This is a genomic window from Kitasatospora sp. NPDC001159 (genome assembly GCF_053598235.1).
Map to the genome: position 1 here is coordinate 1 of NZ_JBSFJV010000121.1, position 18,639 is coordinate 18,639.

At 69.6% G+C, this 18,639-nt stretch carries 14 protein-coding genes and 4 pseudogenes; 10 read left to right on the forward strand and 8 right to left on the reverse strand.

The window, feature by feature from the left end:
• The 8 genes and pseudogenes from ACWC9T_RS36150 to ACWC9T_RS36185 form a co-directional block, all read left to right on the forward strand.
• The coding region (locus tag ACWC9T_RS36150) for an aldehyde dehydrogenase family protein (RefSeq protein ID WP_449825283.1) at positions 1-846 on the forward strand (846 nt) is incomplete at its 5' end.
• Positions 839-1,774 carry a 3,4-dihydroxyphenylacetate 2,3-dioxygenase gene (locus tag ACWC9T_RS36155; protein ID WP_449825284.1) on the forward strand — a complete coding sequence of 312 codons (936 nt, stop codon included), beginning with the start codon at positions 839-841 and terminating at the stop codon, positions 1,772-1,774. The genes ACWC9T_RS36150 and ACWC9T_RS36155, both read left to right, overlap by 8 nt.
• A 1-nt stretch (position 1,775) precedes the next feature.
• Positions 1,776-2,613, forward strand: a pseudogene (locus tag ACWC9T_RS36160) (fumarylacetoacetate hydrolase family protein).
• Between the two features lie 205 nt (positions 2,614-2,818).
• Positions 2,819-4,522: an amidohydrolase gene (locus ACWC9T_RS36165; RefSeq protein WP_449825285.1), complete on the forward strand. Its 1,704-nt coding sequence runs from the start codon at positions 2,819-2,821 to the stop codon at positions 4,520-4,522.
• Positions 4,523-4,646: 124 nt separating this feature from the next.
• Entirely contained in the window at positions 4,647-5,516 is an 870-nt protein-coding gene (locus tag ACWC9T_RS36170; RefSeq protein WP_449825286.1) for a response regulator transcription factor, read from the forward strand.
• Between the two features lie 52 nt (positions 5,517-5,568).
• Positions 5,569-6,198, forward strand: a complete 630-nt coding sequence (locus tag ACWC9T_RS36175) for a TetR/AcrR family transcriptional regulator (RefSeq protein WP_449825287.1) — start codon at positions 5,569-5,571, stop codon at positions 6,196-6,198.
• 384 nt (positions 6,199-6,582) lie between these two features.
• Positions 6,583-7,864, forward strand: a pseudogene (locus ACWC9T_RS36180) (APC family permease); the annotation flags it as partial.
• A 79-nt stretch (positions 7,865-7,943) separates the two neighbouring features.
• Positions 7,944-8,087: pseudogene (locus ACWC9T_RS36185) on the forward strand (IS5 family transposase); the annotation flags it as partial.
• A 119-nt stretch (positions 8,088-8,206) separates the two neighbouring features.
• Here the strand turns inward: ACWC9T_RS36185 and ACWC9T_RS36190 are convergent.
• Complete coding sequence (locus ACWC9T_RS36190; RefSeq protein ID WP_449825288.1) at positions 8,207-8,779, reverse strand: MarR family winged helix-turn-helix transcriptional regulator; 573 nt, start codon at positions 8,777-8,779, stop codon at positions 8,207-8,209.
• Between the two features lie 552 nt (positions 8,780-9,331).
• Here ACWC9T_RS36190 and ACWC9T_RS36195 point away from each other — a divergent pair.
• Both ACWC9T_RS36195 and ACWC9T_RS36200 read left to right on the forward strand, forming a co-directional pair.
• Positions 9,332-9,439, forward strand: coding sequence for a DUF255 domain-containing protein (locus ACWC9T_RS36195; RefSeq protein WP_449825289.1), 108 nt, complete (start codon positions 9,332-9,334; stop codon positions 9,437-9,439).
• A 489-nt stretch (positions 9,440-9,928) separates the two neighbouring features.
• Positions 9,929-10,766, forward strand: a pseudogene (locus ACWC9T_RS36200) (IS5 family transposase).
• Between the two features lie 476 nt (positions 10,767-11,242).
• Here ACWC9T_RS36200 and ACWC9T_RS36205 read toward each other — a convergent pair.
• The 7 genes from ACWC9T_RS36205 to ACWC9T_RS36235 form a co-directional block, all read right to left on the reverse strand.
• Entirely contained in the window at positions 11,243-11,953 is a 711-nt protein-coding gene (locus ACWC9T_RS36205) for a gamma-glutamyl-gamma-aminobutyrate hydrolase family protein (protein ID WP_449825290.1), read from the reverse strand.
• Positions 11,950-13,440, reverse strand: a complete 1,491-nt coding sequence (locus ACWC9T_RS36210) for an aldehyde dehydrogenase (RefSeq protein ID WP_449825291.1) — start codon at positions 13,438-13,440, stop codon at positions 11,950-11,952. The genes ACWC9T_RS36205 and ACWC9T_RS36210 overlap by 4 nt, the downstream gene beginning before the upstream one ends.
• A 72-nt stretch (positions 13,441-13,512) precedes the next feature.
• Complete coding sequence (locus ACWC9T_RS36215; RefSeq protein WP_449825292.1) at positions 13,513-14,970, reverse strand: APC family permease; 1,458 nt, start codon at positions 14,968-14,970, stop codon at positions 13,513-13,515.
• Between the two features lie 343 nt (positions 14,971-15,313).
• Positions 15,314-15,919, reverse strand: a complete 606-nt coding sequence (locus ACWC9T_RS36220; protein WP_449825293.1) for a TetR/AcrR family transcriptional regulator — start codon at positions 15,917-15,919, stop codon at positions 15,314-15,316.
• A gap of 90 nt (positions 15,920-16,009) precedes the next feature.
• Positions 16,010-16,858, reverse strand: coding sequence for a fumarylacetoacetate hydrolase family protein (locus tag ACWC9T_RS36225; protein ID WP_449825294.1), 849 nt, complete (start codon positions 16,856-16,858; stop codon positions 16,010-16,012).
• A 1-nt stretch (position 16,859) separates the two neighbouring features.
• Positions 16,860-17,792, reverse strand: coding sequence for a 3,4-dihydroxyphenylacetate 2,3-dioxygenase (locus ACWC9T_RS36230; protein WP_449825295.1), 933 nt, complete (start codon positions 17,790-17,792; stop codon positions 16,860-16,862).
• Positions 17,785-18,639 (reverse strand): aldehyde dehydrogenase family protein (locus ACWC9T_RS36235; RefSeq protein ID WP_449825296.1); only part of this gene is annotated, 855 nt, incomplete at its 5' end. The genes ACWC9T_RS36230 and ACWC9T_RS36235, both read right to left, overlap by 8 nt.

An 18,639-nucleotide genomic window follows, 5' to 3' on the forward strand; every position in this document is an offset into this window, starting at 1 on the left:
CTCAACGTCGTCCAGGGATACGGCTCCGAGATAGGCGGTCCCCTCACCTCGCACCCCGACGTGCGCCGCATCAGCTTCACCGGCTCCGTGCCGACGGCCAAGCGGATCGCGGAGTCGGCCGCGTCGAACCTGACCCCCCTCAGCCTCGAACTCGGCGGCAAGTCACCTCTGTTGGTGTTCGCCGACGCCGATCTGGATCTCGCCGTCGACCTCGCCGTGGAGCAGTACGACAACGCCGGACAGGTGTGCCTCGCGGCCACCCGCTTCCTCGTCGGGGAGTCGGTCGCCGAGGAGTTCACCCGCCGATTCGTCGACAAGGCCAGCGGTCTCAAGCAGGGCGACCCACGCGACGAGGCCACCGACATCGGCCCGAACATCCACCACCGCCAGCTGGAGAAGATCGACGGCTTCGTGCGGCGGGCGATCGCCGCGGGGGCGCGGGCGGTCATCGGCGGCCACCGCAAGGACGGGCAGTACTACGCGCCGACCCTCCTCACCGACGTCGCACAGGACTCGGAGGTCGTGCAGGAGGAGGTGTTCGGGCCGGTCCTCACCCTCCAGACCTTCACCACCGAGGATGAGGCCGTCCGCCTCGCCAACGACACCCACTTCGGCCTCGCCGCCACCCTAGCCACCGGTGACCGCGAGCGTGCCGAACGCGTCAGCGCACAGCTCGTCGCCGGCACCGTCTGGGTCAACTGCTTCTTCGTCCGCGACCTCCAGGCACCCTTCGGCGGCTCCCGCCACTCCGGCGTCGGCCGTGAGGGCGGCACCTGGAGCTTCGACTTCTACTGCGACCTGAAGAACACCGTCACCGCCCCGAAGGGATGGAAGAACCATGGGTGAGATCGTCGGGGCGGGCCTGCTGGCGCACGTCCCCACCATCGTGCTGCCGGAGCAGACCCGCCTGGAGCTGAACGACGGGAAGGAGATCACCCTCGTCACCGGCCTCCGGCAGCTTCGCGAGGACGTCTTCGAACGCGACGACTACGACACCGTCGTCGTCCTGGACTCGCACTGGGCCACCACCGTCGAGTTCGTCGTCACCGCCCAGCACCAGCGTGCGGGCCTGTTCACCTCGGAGGAACTGCCGCGCGGCATGTGCCGCATGCCGTACGAGTACCCCGGCGACCCCGAACTGGCCCACAGCATCGCCTCGTTCGCCGACAAGCACGGCACGTACATCACCGCCATCGACGACGAGTACCTGCCGGTCTACTACGCCACCATCAACCTCTGGAAGTTCCTCGGCGAAGGGCTGCCGGACAAGCGGTGGGTGACCATCGGCGTGTGTCAGACCGGCGACATGGAGGACCACCTCCGCCTCGGCCGTGCCCTCGCGGACGGGATCGCCGCCACCCCGGGACGGCGTGTGATCCTCATCGCCTCCGGCGCCCTGTCGCACACCTTCTGGCCGCTGCGCGAGCTGCGCGACCACGAGGCCAGCGACCCGGTCCACATCTTCACGCCCGAGGCCCGCGAGGCCGACTACGAGCGCATCGCCTGGTTCAAGGAGGGCCGCCACGACAAGGTCCTCGACACCATGGACGAGTTCTCGAAGTTCAAGCCGGAGGCCCGCTTCTACCACTACCTGATGATGGCGGGCGCCCTCGGCGAGCGCTCCTGCGTCGCGACGGCCCGCCAGTACGGCGAGTACGAGAACTCCATCGGCACCGGCCAGGTCCACCTCTGGTTCGACCGCCCGGCCGACGGCTGGACCGGCACCACTCTGCCTGCCTCCCCTGCCCCCCACCGCCGCCCCCAGGGAGCCTGACATGCCCGAGTACCGCCGCATCCTCCTCGACGGGGCGGCCGTCCAGGTCACCGTCGAGGGCGACGAGCTCGCCGCCGGTGACGGCCGCCGCGTCAGGGCCGACGAGGCCCGGAACCTGCCTCCGGCCGTCCCCTCCAAGGTGATCGCCGTCCACCTCAACCACCGCAGCCGGGTGGAGGAGTTCGGGATCGACCTGCCCGACACCCCCACGTACTTCCACAAGCCGATCTCGGCGCTGAACTCCCACAAGGGCGCGATCGTCCGCCCCGAGGGCTGCAAGTGGCTCAACTACGAGGGCGAGGTCGCCATCGTCATCGGCAGGACCGCACGGAACATCTCCCCCGGCGAGGCGGGGGAGTACATCGCGGGCTACACCGTCGCCAACGACTACGGCCTGCACGACTTCCGCGACACCGACGCCGGCTCCATGCTCCGGGTGAAGGGCTCCGACACCCTCTGCCCGCTCGGCCCCGGCCTGGTCACCGACTGGGACTTCCACGGCAAGCGGCTGCGGACGTACGTCAACGGCGAGGTCGCACAGGACGGTTCGACCGACGAGATGCAGTGGGACATGCACTACCTCGTCGCCGACATCGCCCGCACCATCACCCTGTACCCCGGCGACGTCCTCCTCTCCGGCACCCCGGCCAACTCCCGGCCCGTCCGGCCGGGCGACGTCGTCGAGGGGCCTGGGCCGGCTCACCAATCACATCGTCACCGGTCCGGTCCCCGTCCGCGCCGACGTCGGCGCCCAGCCCACCGAGTCGGAGGAGGTCGTGTCCACGGCGCTCGGCGGCGACTGGGAGTTCCGCGGCATCAGGGCGCCCAAGCGCGACTGACGCCCACGAGACCGTGCCGCACCGGGTGTGACGGGAAGGTCACCCGGTGTGGCGCGCGGACACAGTGTGCCCATCGGCCCGCCGGTCCATCGGTCGGATGACCGATGCGCGCCGGCTCCACGAAGGCGCACAATTGCCCGCAATTCCGGGCGGCACGTCAGCAGGCGTCTCGCCGCCGCACCCGCATACGCACTGGGAGGTCTCCGTGCCCGACTTCGCCGACCTGGTCTTCGTGAACGGCTCCGTACTCACCGTGGACCCCGACTTCACCGTAGCCTCCGCGCTCGCGGTCACCGACAGCGTCATCACCGCCGTCGGAGCCCGCGCGGACGTCGAGGACCGCATCGGCCCCGGCACCCGGGTCGTCGATCTCGACGGGGGCACCCTGCTGCCCGGCATCAACGACTCCCACCTGCACGGGTGCGGCTGGGGGATCAGTTCGCCCCCGCTGTCGCTCGACCTCAGCCACCCGGCCGTGCACTCCATCGCCGACATCGCCGAGGCGGTGCGCTCGGCGGCCGAGAGCACCCCGCCCGGCCAGTGGATCACCGGCACCGGCTGGGACCCGGGGTTCCTCGCCGAATGCACCGAGGACCCCTCGCGGCTGCCCACCCGGCACGACCTCGACGCCGTCAGCCCCGACCACCCGGTCCTGCTCCTCGACTTCTCGGCGCACGTCTCCTGGGTCAACTCCGCGGCGCTCGCCGTCGCCGGGATCGGCAGGGACACGGTGGTCCCGCCCGGTGGGGTGATCGTCACCGATGCCGGGGGTGAACCCACGGGCCTGTTCCAGGAAGGGGCCCAGACGCTGGTCCAGCAGGCGCTGCCGCCGCTCACCCCGGAAGTGCGGGCATCGGCGATCCGCTCCACGCTGGCCAAGCTGCGGGCCCTCGGCATCACCAGCTACACCGAGCCCGGCCTCGGCCCCGGTGGCGACCGGATCATGAGCGGCGCGCTGTCCCAGGAGACCCTGGACGTCTACCGTCACCTGCTGGCCGACGGCGAGCTGACCGCCCGGGTGAGCGTGCTGCTGCTGCCCACCGGCATGTCGAGTACGGCGGCTGACTTCGCTCGCGCCCTGGACGGCATCGACGTACCGGAGAGCGAGGATCCGCGGCGGCTGAACGTCATCGGGGTCAAGGTCTTCGCCGACGGCATTCCGCCCAACAAGACGGCCTGGATGCACCAGGCGTATCTCGGCGGCGGCTGCGGTGCGCTGTGCGTGGGCGGCGAGACCGACGAGGAACGGGTCGCCGAGATCGCGGAGATGATTCGGTACGCGCACGCGGCCGGTCATCAGCTCGGTGTGCATGTCACAGGGGACCGCGGCATCGACACCGTCGTCGACGCCTTCGTCGCCGCGACCGCCGGTCACCCGCGCCCGGACGCCCGGCACTACCTCATCCACGGTGACTTCCTCACCGCGCGCAGCATGAAGACGCTCGCCGGGCACGGGTTCGGCGTCAACATGAACCCCACCATCAAGTGGACCATCGCGGACCTGGAGGAGCAGTTCGTGGGTCCGGAACGGGCCGCCTACGAGTGGCCCTACCGGGATGCCCTGGACGCCGGGGTCCGGGTGGCAAGCGGCTCGGACGCGCCGGTGACCTTCCCCGACTGGCGTCAGGGCGTCGCCACGATGCTGCTGCGCGAGTCCAAGGGCAGCGGCCGGGTCAGCGGGCCCGCGCAGCGCATCACGCTGGCGGAGGCGGTGCGGACGTACACGATCGACGCCGCCTGGCAGGACTTCGCCGAGAAGTGGAAGGGTTCCCTGGAGGTAGGCAAGGTCGCCGACCTGTGCGTACTGGGCGGCGACCTGCTCGGGGCCGACCCGCACGACATCCCGGAACTGCCGGTGGTGCTCACCGTACTGGGCGGGGAGGTGGTCCACGACGCACTCGGCAACTGACGGAGAGAGGACCGGGCGCGGCGTCACGGACGCGGTGCCGGGGCCGACGGGGCACGGGTCTGCGGACGTGGCACCGGACGTGCCCCCGCAGGCCCGTCGGTCCGCCCCCGGCTCCACAGAAGCGGTGCTTGAAGCGGCCCTGCGGGTCCGCGAGGCCGCTCGACGCGCCGCGCAGGGAGTCGGGCCCGCCTGGGCCGTGCTCGACGCGCTGTCCGGGGTCGTCGGCCACGACCACGCGTCGCTGGCCCGCTGGGACCCCGCGCTCCGCCGCCATGTCGCGCTGGCCGACAGCTACGCGCCCGCCGCGCGCCAGCACCTGTGCGCCCGCCTCCACGAGGACCCGCTGTTCGCGCTGGTGCGCAGGCCCGGCGGCGCGCTGTGGCTGCACGACGTGCCAGCCGGGCTGCGCGCCCTCTCCACCACCATCCGGGAGGTGCTGGAACCGGCCGGGTTCGAGGACGGCCTGACCCGGTGCCTGTTCACCCCGGACGGCCGCTACGTCGGCGTGCTGCACCTCAGCATGCGGCGGCGCCGCGCTCTGCTCCCCGGCACGGAGCAGATCCTCGCGCTGCTCGACGACTGCCTCGCCCTCGCGGCCGGGGCCGTCGGCGCGCGGTCCGCCCCGGATGGCTGCACCGGCACCTCGGTGGCGGCCGACGTGGTGCGGCGCGCGGGCGCGCGCAGGCCGCTGCCCGCCACGGTCCTCGTGCCCGGCGACGGCGGGCTTCTCGAACTCCGGCTCACCGACGCGGACACGGTGGCCGTCCGGGAGCGCGGCCCCGCCGACCATCCCGGCGGGCTCACCCTGCGCGAACTGCAGGTGCTGGCGGAGCTGACCACCGGCCGCACCAACCGCGAGATCGCCGAGCGCATCTTCGTGACCGTACGCACCGTTGCCACCCACATCGAGCACATCCTGGCCAAGCTCGACGTGCCCAACCGGGTGGCCGCCGCGGGCCTCGCCGCCGCCTGGGGACTGGAGCCCCTGCCATGACCGGCCCGACGAGCACTCCGGCCCCCTCCTGCGGCCCGGTAGAGTCGCAGCCATGACCGACTCTGCCGAGACGCGTGACGGGCGCAATCCGCGAAAGAGGCGCATGAACTACGGAGAGGGCCGGGAGGCCCTGCTCAATGCGGCGGTGCGGGTGGTGGCTCGGGGTGGGCTGCGCAGGCTCACGTACCGGGCGGTGGCCGAGGAGGCGGGTACGACGCACGGCCTGGTCGTGCACCACTTCGGCTCGCGCGATGCGCTGATCGAGGAGGCGCTCGCCCACGCCGTGCGGACCAGCCTGAGCGTGAGCGCGGTCGAGCCGGGGACGGGCCGGGTCGCCGACTTCTCGGCCGGTGTCTCCGAGATGGTGGCCGCCGATCCCGACATGCAGGCGTTCCAGTACGAGCTGCTGCTGGAGTCCCGGCGCCGTCCCGAGCTGCTGCCGCAGATCCGCGCCCTGTACGACGACTACTTCGACGCCACCGAGCGCGAGCTGTCCCGCATGCTGCCCGAAGGCGTCGGCCGCCCCCTGACCAGGCTGGTGTTCGCGGCCTTGGACGGCCTCGTGCTGCATCAGCTCGTCTTCGGCGAGCCCGCGACCACCGACGCCGCCATCGAGGAGCTGCGGTCGCTGCTGCGGCTGCTGGAGACCAACGGGCACACCGCCGCGCCGCCCCGGGACTGAGCCCGCCGTGTTGACATGCCTCGGCGTTGCGGAGGCATGAGCTGATCCGCGTTGCGGGTCAGGGCTCGCGTTGCGGATCGGGGCCCGGCAGAGCCGGGCCGGTGCTCTCCGCTTCGCTCCAAGCACCCCTGGCCCACGCTGCGGGCCTAGCTGGCTGGAGGTGGGGCGGGGGGGTGGAACATAATCGTGGCGAGACATGGACGCCCTTCGTCCGGGTCCTCGCCCGTGTTCCCGGAAGTCGTCCCGTGTTACGGGGATGCAAGGAACCGTCCGCGCCCTGGGAATCCTCGCCGGACCCCTTGCCAAGCGGATAGTTCCAGTCCACTATGAGGCAACTCGTTTGGCCTGAAACGAAGCCCCTCTTCCTCCAGGCAGGTGATCCGAGTGGACAGTCCGGCGGCGGTTGTGAACGAGACCGCGGCCGACCCCTCCACCGCAGGCAAGCTCAAGCCCAACTCCCTCGGCGTTCTGGGCATCCTCTTCTTCGTCCTCTCCGCCCAGGCACCGCTGACCGGCGTCGCGGGCGCCGTCCCCATCGCCGTGGCGATCGGAGACGGTGCCGGAGCGCCCGCCGCCTACCTGGCAGCCGGGCTGATCACCCTGCTGTTCTCGGTCGGCTTCGTGGCCATGGGCCGGCACGTCGTGGACGCCGGCGCCTTCTACACGTACATCGGCAAGGGCCTCGGCCGCCCGCTCGGCACCGGCAGCGCCCGGGATCGCGCTCTTCGCCTACTGTGCGATCCAGGCCGCCGCCATGTACGGCCTGTACGGGGCGACCGTGAGCGGTCTGCTGGCCCAGTACACGGGGGCGGATGTGCCCTGGTGGGCGTGTGCCCTGGTCACCATGGCGATCGTGCAGGTCCTGGGCGCATCCGGCATCGAGATGGGCGCCAAGGTGCTGGCGGTCTTCGTCCTGGCGGCGTTCAGCATCCTCCGCGTCTTCGCCCTCGTCACCCTGCTCACGGGCGGGGGACCCGAGGGGCTCGGCTTCTCGGACAGCTTCTCGCCGGGGGCGGCCCTCCAGGGCGCGCCGGGTGTGGCGCTGATGTTCGCCGTCGCGTCCATGGTCGGCTTCGAAGCCACGGCCATCTACGGCGAGGAGGCGCGTGAGCCCCGCAGGACGGTGCCCCGGGCCACCTACCTGGCGGTCGCCTTCGTGACCGGCTTCTTCGCCTTCACCTCCTGGATGCTGGTCTCGTCCTACGGTGCCTCCAACGCGACGGCGGCCGCCGGCAAGGCGCTGGAGGGCGGCAACTCGACGACGTTCGTCTTCGCACCGATCGCCGCCCAGCTCGGCGCCTGGGCCAACGACGTCCTGCCCATCCTGCTGGCCACCTCCCTCTTCGCCGGCATCCTCGCCTTCCACAACTCCGCCAACCGCTACCTGTTCGCCCTCAGCCGTGACGGACTGCTGCCCCACAAGCTGTCGTCGATCAACCGCCGCCACTCGCCCGGCGTGGCCGGCTGGGTCCAGACGGCGATCGCCGTCCTGCTGGTCGCGCCCTTCGCGCTGGCCGACAAGGACCCGGTGCTGACGCTCTTCTCCTGGGGCAGTGGGACGGCCGTCCTGGGGATCATGCTGCTGTACTTGCTGACCTCGGTCTCCGTGGTCGTCTTCTTCCGCCGTGGGCGCCTGGACACCCGGCCCTGGAACACGCTGGTCGCGGGTGACCACCCGCGAGAATGCGGTGCCTGCTGACCCCAAGCAGATGACGAACTCCTCCGAAGAGTTACGCGACTTCTTCGGCTGGCTCATGAACCACCGCCGCCTGGCCCGGGACTACGAGGCTCTCCCCGCCCGCTCGGAGGCGATGGTCCACGTCGCGATGATCAGTCTCATGACCCGGCGCCTCACCGGCGAATCCACCCCGACCTGGCGCGGAACATAAGCCCCAGACTCAGGGACGAAACGCCCAGTGAGACCGATCCCGACGGGCCGGTATTCCACCAGGCATCCTCCGGCACGCGCCGAGGCCGTCGACACCGCCGGGGTCGAGCAACTCCGGACTCAGGCCTTCGGACGCCGACCGCTGCGGCGCGGTGCGGGCTCGGCGCCGTCCAACAGGGTCAGGCGCCGCTCCTCGCCGTGGGTCTCCACCTGGAGCACGACGCGGCGGAGGGCGTCGGCCAACTGCCGGCACTCCTGGTCGTCGAGCTGCGCGGTGACGAAGGCCTCTTCGTCGTTGAACGCCGGGAACAGGCGCCGCATCAGCGAGTCCCCCTCGCTGCTCAGGCTGAGCAGGACGAGGCGCCCGTCGCTGAGGTGGCCGGCACGCTGGATCAGGCCGCGGGACTCCAAGGTCCGGACGACACCCGTGAGCGTGCCCTTGGAAATGCCCGCTTCCTCCGCGACGTATCGGGTCTCCGACTCGCCCGAGATCCAGACCACCCACAGGACGACGAAGGCAGTCCAGGTCAGATCGATGCCGCGCAGCACCGAGTTCTCCAGGTGCTGGCGAACGGCGGAGGCCGCCCGGTAGATGTTGGCGACTGCCGCCATCTGCTCGAACCGGATGGGTGTGCCGCCGAGCTTGGCCTCGACCAGCTTCTCGGTCTCGGTGATGGATCGCTGGCCGGGCACGGGGCACTCCTTCAATCAGTCGACTGACCGTTCGGAGTCAAATTATACGGTTGCCGCATCGGAACCGCGCCGGTCCTTCAGAAGTCGCGGAGGCCGCAGAGGCCGTGGCGCCCAACGAAGGTGCCCACCTTGCAGCGACCAAGGTCATTTCGCGCTCACGGGGCGTTCTCATCTACTACGTCCCGCCCAGGTCCGATGCGGTCGGCTCCGCCATTGACGGGGACGCCGCCAACGTCACTTTCGCCCTTGACGGCACCAACGCGGGCACGGCTTCCCTGCTCGCCAGCGATGAACTCTCCAGTGGCACCTCGGTACTGGTGACGGGTGGGGCGCCTCTCATTCCCGAGGCTCCAGGGAATCGGCCCCGGACTCCCTGCCTCGCCTCGGCCCCAGCCGCAAGGTAGAGCTGGAGGCGCATCCGCCTCGTCCACTGGGGGATGCCAGCGGCGGGGGTTCGCCGACAGGCCCCCGCGCACCTCGGTGTGGCATGTGTTTGCGGTGTGTTGGCCGGGTACTCTGCACGATTGGCCTGGCTGCTGGGATACTGCGGGCATGGTGAATCGACTGGTCCATGCCCAGTCGCCTTATCTCCAGCAGCACGCCACCAATCCCGTGGACTGGTGGGAGTGGGAAGAGGAGGCGATGTCAGTGGGCGTTTAGGGACGGTTTGCGACGAGTGTTTTGATCAGCTTTGTCGTATTCGTCGCCATGGTGCATGACGCAAAATGCCCGGAAGCTCCGCATTGGCAGGAATATTTCCCTCTATTCCTAAGCCAGACGGAATCCAGCGCCGAGAAGCGGATCAAACAGTCACGCAGGTTGGCGCCTGGAAGGCGACGAAGGTGAACGTAAGGTGCGAATCATGCCGAAGATGTTGGCCACCGAGGCGACTTGGCGCCGCAAACCGTCCCCAAACGCCCACTCAGTGGGCGTTTAGAGAGCTCTACTCCTGTAAGTGACATTCGTCCGTGACCGTATTCGTGCTCCTATGCCCGACATGAGTGCTCCGTCCTCGCCTTCCCCGTCGATGCAGGTGTCCGCCTCATCCGCTTCTGCATTCGGAAGTCCGTCTGGTTTGAAGAAGTCATAGAACCGCCCACGGCATGGCGGAACACCACACTCCGCCATGTTCATGGCACAACCCATGCTGTGAGTCAGCGGAAGCCCTACCCCAGCGACCTGTCCGACGCCCGATGGGCTTTGATCGCCAAAACTGACGGCCTGGAGAAAAGCCCGACTCGACCGCAGGCCCACCGGCCAGCCGGCGAAAGTCGACCTGCGCGACGTCTTCAACGCGATCCTCTACGTCAACCGCACCGGAATCCCCTGGAAGTACCTCCCGCACGACTTCCCGAACCACGGCACCGTCTACGCCTACTACGCGGCCTGGCGCGACGAGGGAATCTTCACCCAGCTCAACTACGACCTGACCGGCCTGGCCCGCGTGAAGGAAGGCCGCAAGCCCGAACCGACCGCCTCGGTGATCGACACCCAGAGCGTGAAGACCTCCACCAGCGCGCCCCTGACCAGCCAGGGAATCGACGCCGCAAAGAAGATCGTCGGCCGGAAGCGGGGCATCCTCACCGACACCCTCGGACTGATCCTCGCCGTGACCGTGACCGCCGCGAGCCTGTCCGAGAACGCCCTGGGAATACAACTCCTCAACCAGGCCAAGAAAACCTACCCCAGCATCACCAAAAGCTGGGTCGACACCGGCTTCAAGAACGCCGTCGTCGAGCACGGCGCCAGCCTGGGCATCGACGTCGAGGTCGTTCACCGCAAGTCCGATGTCCCCGGATTTCACGTCGTGAAAAGGCGGTGGGTAGTCGAACGAAGCCTGGGGTGGATCATGCTGCGGCGACGCCTCGCCCGCGACTACGAGACCCTCCCGGCCAGCTCCGAAGCCGTGATCCACATCGCCTCGATCGACAACCTCGCCAAGCGCATAACGGACGAAACCACACCAACCTGGCGAGGGACCTACTAGGACATAAAGGGCAACTCGTCTACTTCAAACGCCCTCTCAGTGGGCGTTTAGGGACGGTTTGCGACGAGTGTTTTGATCAGCTTTGTCGTATTCGTCGCCAAGGTGCATGACGCGAAATGCCCGGAAGCTCCGCATTGGCAGGAACATTTCCCTCTATTCCTAAGCCGGACGGAATCCAGCGCCGAGAAGCGGATCAAACAGTCACGCAGGTTGGCGCCTGGAAGGCGACGAAGGTGAACGTAAGGTGCGAATCATGCCGAAGATGTTGGCCACCGAGGCGACTTGGTGCCACAAACTATCCCCAAACGCCCACTCAGAGGGCGGTACGTGACCTGATGTCCGTTTCGGTGTCGCCTGATCGTGTGACCGTGGGGACTCCTGGCCGGTCGGCGGGCTTGGTCATGCTGGAGTGACGGGGTACGAGACCGCCGAGAAGGAGTTGCAGACCCAAAGTTAGGCAGAATCACCTGCCTTGATCACTTTGACAGGTTCCGGGCCGCGGCGCGCACGAGGGTGTCGAACAGGCGCTGCTGGGCCGGATCCTCGTGGGCGGTGTCCTCCGGGTGCCACTGGACGGCGGCGAACCAGCTTGGTGCACCGGGGAGTTCGAGTGCTTCGACCGTTCCGTCGGCGGCGTGGGCCGCGGCCCTGAGGCCTGCACCGATGCGGTCGACGCGCTGGTGGTGGTAGCAGGAGGCCTCCACCTTCTGGGCGCCGGTTGCCTGTTCGAGCACCGAGCCGCGCAGGACCGCTACGGGGTGGACGACGTGGCGGTGCTCCCGGTCGGGGCCGCCCATGTCCTGGTGGAGGGTGCCGCCGAGGGCGACGTTGACGACCTGGAGGCCCCGGCAGACGGCGAGCAGCGGCAGGCCGGCGTCCAGGGCGTGGCGGGCAAGGGCGACGTCGAACTCGTCCTGCTGGTCGTCGACGTCGTAGACGCTTTCGTGGGCGTCGGTGTGGCCGTAGCGGTGCGGGGCGAGGTCACCGCCTCCGGGGAGCAGGGCGCCGTCGAAGCGGGACAGGCGGGCTGACACGTCGTCGGTGTCGGCCGGGTGGATGCTGACCGGCTCGCCGCCGGCCCGCCAGACGGACTCGATCAGGGCGCGGGCGTTGACCTCTGCGGCGTAGCGGAGGGCGGAGGTGGTGACGGCGAAGCGGGCGGGGATCGCGATCAGGGGTCGGGTCACAGCTGGATCCAGGTGGTCTTCAGTTCGGTGTACTTCTCGATGGCGTGGGCGGACTTGTCGCGGCCGTTTCCGGACTGCTTCATGCCGCCGAAGGGGACGGTCAGGTCGCCTTCCTCGTAGCAGTTGACCCAGACCGTGCCGGCCTTGAGGGCGCGGGAGACCCGGTGCGCGGTGGAGAGGTCGGAGGTCCACAGGCCCGCGGCGAGCCCGTACTCGGTGGCGTTGGCCAGTGCCACCGCCTCCTCCACGTTGTCGAAGGTGAGGACGGAGAGCACCGGACCAAAGATCTCCTCGCGGGCCAGCCGCATGCGGGGCTCGACCCGGTCAAAGACGGTCGGTTCCAGGAAGGTGCCGCCGGTGTCGCTGAGGGTGCGGGTGCCGCCGGTGAGCAGCCGGGCGCCCTCGTCCAGGCCGCCGGCGATGTGCTCCTGGACGCGGGCGAGATGGCTCTCGCCGACCAGGGCCCCCATCTCGGTGGCGGGGTCGAGCGGGTCGCCGATCCGCAGGGCGGTGGCCCTCTCCACGACGGTCTCGATGACGCGGTCGGCTATCGAGCGGTGGACGAGAAGCCGGGAGGGGGCGGTGCACATCTCGCCCTGGTTGAAGAAGATGCCCCAGGCGGCGGTGGCGGCGGCCCGGTCCAGGTCAGGGGCGTCGGGAAGAATGATGTTGGGCGACTTGCCGCCCAGTTCCAGCCAGACCCGCTTGAGGTTCGAGTCGGCGGCGTAGCGCAGGAAGTGGCGGCCGACGGCGGTCGAGCCGGTGAAGGCAAGGACGTCCACGTCCGGGTGGAGGCCGATGGCCCGGCCTGCGGTGGGCCCGTCGCCGGTGACGACGTTGAGTACGCCCGGGGGCAGTCCGGCCTCGTCGGCCAGCCGCCCGAGCAGCAGCGCGGACAGCGGGGAAGACTCCGAGGGCTTCAGGACGACGGTGCAGCCGGCGGCCAGTGCCGGGGCCACCTTCCACGAGGCGAGGGTGAGCGGGAAGTTCCACGGGACGACCGCACCGACGACGCCGGTCGGCTCCCGGGTGATGAGCGCGAGGGCGTCGGGGGCGACGTGCGGGGACTCGTCGGTGAGCTTGTCGGCCAGCTGCCCGTACCAGCGGAAGGTGTTGATCGCGGCGCGCAGTTCGATCTCGTACGCGTCGGTGATGGGCTTGCCCATCTCCAGGCTGACGGTCAGGGCCAGGTCAGCCCGGTGTGTGTCCAGCAGTTCGGCAATCCTCAGCAGCACCCTGCCCCGGTCGGCGGGCGCCAGTCGCGGCCAGGGGCCGGAGTCGAAGGCCCGACGGGCCGCGGCAACCGCCGCGTCCACCTCGGCGGTTCCGCCGTCGGCGACCTCCGCCAGCCCCAGGCCGTCGCGGGGCGAGCGGACGGTGTAGGTGGCACCGCCCCCGGGTTCGTCGGCACCGTCGATGCGGTGGGCGGTGGGCAGCTCCAGCACCTTGGCGCGGCGCAGCCACTCCTCGTACGAGTCGTCAAGCATGGGGCCCTTCCGGGTGGGTGGGATACGGACACGGGTCCGCCGCCGGGCTCCGCGCCCGGCGGCGGACAGGGGTCAGTCGGCGGCGGTGTGCCTGGTGCGGGTGAACCGGGCGGCCCCGGCTGCCAGGACGAGCACCGCAGGGACGGTGGCGGCCAGGACCATGGATGTGCCGAAGGAACCACCGATGAGCGTGGTGAAGTTCGCCAGGATCACCCACACGGCCACAGCGATACCCAGCGCGCCCAGCCCAGGGGCGATCAGCGTGTTCCAGCGCCGGGTGTCGAGGTGGGTGCGGCGGAAGAAGACGATCACGGACGCTGAGGTCAGGAAGTACATGAGCATGATCCCGAGCACGGCCACGCCGCTGAACCAGGAGAAGAGGGTAAGCACGGGGTCCTTGCCGGCCAGGGCGAAGGGGACGACCAGCAGCACGGCGATGGCGGTCTGGACGCTGCCGGCCACCCAGGGCGACTGGCGCCGGTTGGTGGCGCTCAGTCCGCGCGGCAGCAGCCGGTCGCGGCTGAGCGAGAACAGGTAGCGGTTGGCCGAGTTGTGGAAGGCGAGAATGCCGGCGAAGAGAGAGGTCGCCAGCAGTACGGGCAGCACGCTGCCGGCCCAGGCGCCGAGGAGGTGGGTGACGGGCTCGAAGACGAAGCTGGTGGGGTCGCCGCTCTTCAGCGTGGCCCCGGCCGCCCCGGCGGCTTTGGAGGGCCCGTAGGAGGAGACCAGCATCCAGGAGGTGAGGGCAAAGAAGACGGTGATGACGCCGACCGCCAGGTAGGTGGCTCTCGGGACGGTCTTGCGGGGCTCGCGCGCCTCCTCGCCGTAGATGGCGGTGGCCTCGAAGCCGATCATCGACGCCAGGGCGAACATCAGCGCCACGCCCGGCGCGCCCTTGAGCGCCGCGCCTGGGGAGAAGGTTTGGGTGAATCCGAGGCCTTCCGGCCCGCCGCCCTTGAGGAGAGTGACGAGGGCGAAGGCGGTGAGGATGCTGAACTCCGCCAGCACGAAGACGGCAAGGATCTTGGCGCCCATCTCGATCCCGGACGCGCCGAGCACCTGGACGATCGCCATGGTCACCAGGGCGACCGCCCACCACGGCGTGTGCAGCCCGGTGCACTCCTGGATCAGGCCGCTCACCACCACGCTGTAGAGGCCGTACATGGCGGCCTGGACAGCACAGTAGGAGAAGAGCGCGACACCGGCGCTGCCGGTGCCGGTGGTCCGGCCCAGGCCCTTGCCGATGTACGCGTAGAAGGCGCCTGCATCCACGACATGGCGTCCCATGGCGACGAAGCCGATCGAGAAAAGGAGGGTGATCACGCCTGCGGCGACGTACCCGGCGGGCGCTCCCGGGCCGTTGCCCAGGGCGACGGAGATGGGGAGGGCGCCGGCGATGCCGGTCAGCGGCGCCTGGGCGGAGAGGACGAAGAAGAGGATGCCCATCACGCCGAGGGCGTTGGACTTGAGCTTGCCTGGACCGGGGGCGTCCTGCACGGCCTGGTTTCTCGTGACCGTCTGACTGTCCACGCGGATCACCTGCCAAAGAAGTGGGGGCGGGGTGTTGTTTTGAGCCAAACGAGTAGCCTCATGGTGGGGTGGAACTATCCATTTGGCAAGCGGTTCCGTGAAGATTGCCACTGCACACCCGGTTCCTTACAGGCCCGTGATCGCAGCGATACCTGGGCATCGGCGAGGGGAGCGGTCACGACCCGAAGCACCGTCCCCCGCTCGGCGGGTACGGCGCTCCCCGAGGATGCGAACCGCTGCGCGGGGGATGCGTGCGCCCGACAGGGTCACGGGCCACCGGTCTTCGTACGGACCAAAACGAGACCCTGGGCGCTTACGTCCAGAGCCTCGCAAGAACGCGCGGTCAGTCGTCCCCGTCGGAGTGAAGCAGCCGCAGCAGGGCACGCAGCTCCCCCAGGGCGGCATCGGTGGTCTCGGGCTCCTCGAACACGAGCTGGTGCAGGACGAGGCCTTCCAGGGCCGCGAAGACCAAACGCATCAGCGCCGGGCTCGCACCACCGGGCAGCATGCGGTCCAACTCCCGCTGGGCGGCGTCGAAGTACTCGCGGTAGAGCTCGCGCAGTTGCGGCAGCAGCTCCGGCCTGCGGCGGGATTCGAGCAGCAGCTCGTACTGGAACGCCTGGATCTCCGGGTCGACCGTGACCATCCGTGACAGCCCGGCGGAGAAGTCCGCGACCCTGCCGGTGCCGGGCTCGACCGCACTGACGCTGAGGCTGGTGCGTACGGCATGCGCCAGCGCCTCCTCGATCAGTGCGTCGCGCGAGCCGAAGTGGTGGACCACCAGGCCGTGGGTGACCTCCGCCTCCTCCGCGACCGCGCGGTAGGTGAGCTTGCGCAAGCCCCCGCGGGCGACGACGCGCACCGCCGCCTTGAGCAGCGCCTCGCGGCCCGCGCCGTAGTTCACATTCTTGCGCGGCCGCTTACTGCTGGTCGGGGCGGATTCGGTCATGTCAGGGACCATACCTTCCTGACCACGGGCCGAAGCGCCGCACCGGGAGCGCTGCGCTGCGGCCCGGTACGGCGCGGTCCCCGGACGGTGTCACCCACGCTTCGGGGCGCGGATCCCCCGGAACTCCCAGTCACCGCCCAGAGCCGTGGACAGCACCTCCTCCGACTCCGTCGGCTGCGCGCCGACGTCGGTCCGGATCGGGGTGGGACCGGTGACGATATGATTGGTGAGCCGGCCCAGGCCCTCGACCTCGACCTCGACGACGTCTCCGGGCTGAACCGGGCGGGAGTTGGCCGGGGTGCCGGAGAGCAGCACATCGCCGGGGTGGAGGGTGATGGTGCGGGCGATGTCGGCGACGAGGTAGTGCATGTCCCACTCCATCTCGTCGGTCGAGCCGTCCTGCACCACCTCGCTGTTGACGTATGTCCGCAGGTACTTGCCGTGGAAGTCCCAGTCGGTGACCAGCCCCGGGCCGAGCGGGCACAGCGTGTCCGAGCCCTTCACCCGCAGCATGGACCCGGCGTCGGTGTCGCGGAAGTCGTGCAGGCCGTAGTCGTTGGCGACGGTGTAGCCCGCTATGTACTCCCCCGCCTCCTCGGGCGAGATGTTGCGGCAAGTCCTGCCGATGACGATGGCGACCTCGCCCTCGTAGTTGAGCCACTTGCAGCCCTCGGGACGGACGATCGCGCCCTTGTGGGAGTTGAGGGCCGAGGTCGGCTTGTGGAAGTACGTCGGCGCGGGGCCAAGCCCGATCCGGAACTCCTCGACCCGGCTGCGGTGGTTGAGGTGGACGGCGATGATCTTCGACGGAACGACCGGCGGAAGGTGCTGCGCTTCCTCGGTCTTGACGCGGCGGCCGTCGGCGGCGACCAGTTCGTCACCCTCGCGGACGACCTGGACGGCGGCACCGTCGAGGAGAATGCGGCGGTATTCGGTCATATCAAGGCTCCCAGTGCGGGTCTACATGGTGGTGAGGGTCGTGTCGGGGCGCGATCCAGCCGCCGGCGGGGCGGTCGAACCACAGGTGGACCTGGCCGGTGCCGATGGAGTTCTCGTACTCGCCGTACTGGTGGCCGGGCGCGATGCAGGCCGCCTCTCCGAGGGCGCCGGCCATCATCAGGTAGTGGAAGAATTTGGCCTCGGGCTTATAGGTCCAGAACTCCGGCATGGTCTGGAGGACCTTGTCGTGGCGGCCCTGCTTGAACCAGGCGATGCGCTGATGGTCTGCCTCACGCGCCTCGGGGGTGAAGATGTGCTTCGGGTCGCTCGCCTCGTGGTCGCGCAGCTCGCGCAGCGGCCAGAAGGTGTGCGAGAGCGCGCCGGAGGCGATCAGCAGCACCCGGCGGCCGGGGGTCGCGGCGATGCCGTCGGCCAGCGCGCGGCCGAGGCGCAGGTGGTCCTCCATGTCGCCGGTCTGGCAGACGCCGATGGTGACCCAGCGCTTGTCGGGCAGTCCCTCACCAAGGAACTTCCACAGGTTGATGGTGGCGTAGTAGATCGGCAGGTAGTCGTCGTCGATCGCGGTGATCCAGGTTCCGCGCTTGTCCGCGAACTTGGCAATGTTGTGAGCCAGTTCGGGGTCGCCGGGGAAGTCGTACGGCATCCGGCACATGCCGCGCGGCAGTTCCTCCGAGGTGAACAGGCCCGCGCGGCGCTGCTGGGCGGTGACGACGAACTCGACGGTGGTGGCCCAGTGGGAGTCGAGGACGACGACGGTGTCGTAGTCGTCGCGCTCGAAGACCTCGCGGCGCAGCTGCCGCAGGCCGGTGACGAGGGTGATCTCCTTGCCCTCGTTGAGTTCCAGCCGGTCGGCCTCCGGCAGCACGATGGTGGGGACATGGGCGAGCAGGCCCGCCCCGACGATCTCACCCATGGTCCTTCCATCCCTTCGGGGCGGTGACGGTGTTCTTGACGTCGCAGTAGAAGTCGAAGCTCCAGGTACCGCCCTCGCGGCCGACCCCGGAGTGACGCGACCCGCCGAAGGGAGCCTGAAGATCACGGACGAAGAAGCAGTTGACCCAGACCGTGCCTGCGACGAGCTGCGCGGAGACCCGCTCGGCGCGCTCGGGGTCGCCGGTGGCGAGGGTCGCGGCCAGGCCGAACCGGGTGTCGTTGGCGAGCTCGACCGCCTCGGCCTCCGTGTCGAAGGTCTGGAGCGTCAGGACCGGGCCGAACACCTCCTCCTGGACGATCTCGCTGTCCTGGGCGACGCCGGTGAGCAGGGTGGGCCGGTAGTAGAGGCCGCCGAGGTCGGTGTTCGGGCCGCCACCGGTCACAGCGCGGGCGCCGCCGGTGAGGGCCCGCCGGACGAAGCCGTCGATCTTCTCCAGCTGCCGGGCATGGATGTTCGGGCCTAGATCGGTGGCCTCGTCGCGCGAGTCGCCCTGGACCAGGGCCCCGGCCTGCTCGACGAAGCGGCGGGTGAACTCCTCGGCAACAGAGGACTCGACGAGGATCCGGGTCGCTGCGAGGCAGACCTGCCCGGCGTTGTCGTACTGCTCGACCGCCAGGTCGACCGCGAGGTCCAGGTCGGCGTCGGCGAAGACCAACAGCGGTGACTTGCCCCCGAGTTCGAGGCTGAGCGGGGTGAGGTTGGCGGCGGCGGCCTCGGCGATCCGCTTGGCGGTCGGCACGGAGCCGGTGAAGCTGATGCGGCGCACGTCGGGGTGCGAGGTGAGGGGACCGCCTATCTCGGAGCCGTATCCCTGGACGACGTTGAG

What these genes read in the sequence shown, in the direction of transcription:
- ACWC9T_RS36155 (WP_449825284.1), top strand. Translation starts at nt 839, where the DNA reads ATGGGTGAGATCGTCGGGGCGGGCCTGCTGGCGCACGTCCCCACCATC.
- ACWC9T_RS36210 (WP_449825291.1), bottom strand. Translation starts at nt 13,440, where the DNA reads ATGCTTGACGACTCGTACGAGGAGTGGCTGCGCCGCGCCAAGGTGCTG.
- ACWC9T_RS36225 (WP_449825294.1), bottom strand. Translation starts at nt 16,858, where the DNA reads ATGACCGAATACCGCCGCATTCTCCTCGACGGTGCCGCCGTCCAGGTC.
- ACWC9T_RS36175 (WP_449825287.1), top strand. Translation starts at nt 5,569, where the DNA reads ATGACCGACTCTGCCGAGACGCGTGACGGGCGCAATCCGCGAAAGAGG.
- ACWC9T_RS36220 (WP_449825293.1), bottom strand. Translation starts at nt 15,919, where the DNA reads ATGACCGAATCCGCCCCGACCAGCAGTAAGCGGCCGCGCAAGAATGTG.
- ACWC9T_RS36230 (WP_449825295.1), bottom strand. Translation starts at nt 17,792, where the DNA reads ATGGGTGAGATCGTCGGGGCGGGCCTGCTCGCCCATGTCCCCACCATC.
- ACWC9T_RS36195 (WP_449825289.1), top strand. Translation starts at nt 9,332, where the DNA reads ATGGTGAATCGACTGGTCCATGCCCAGTCGCCTTATCTCCAGCAGCAC.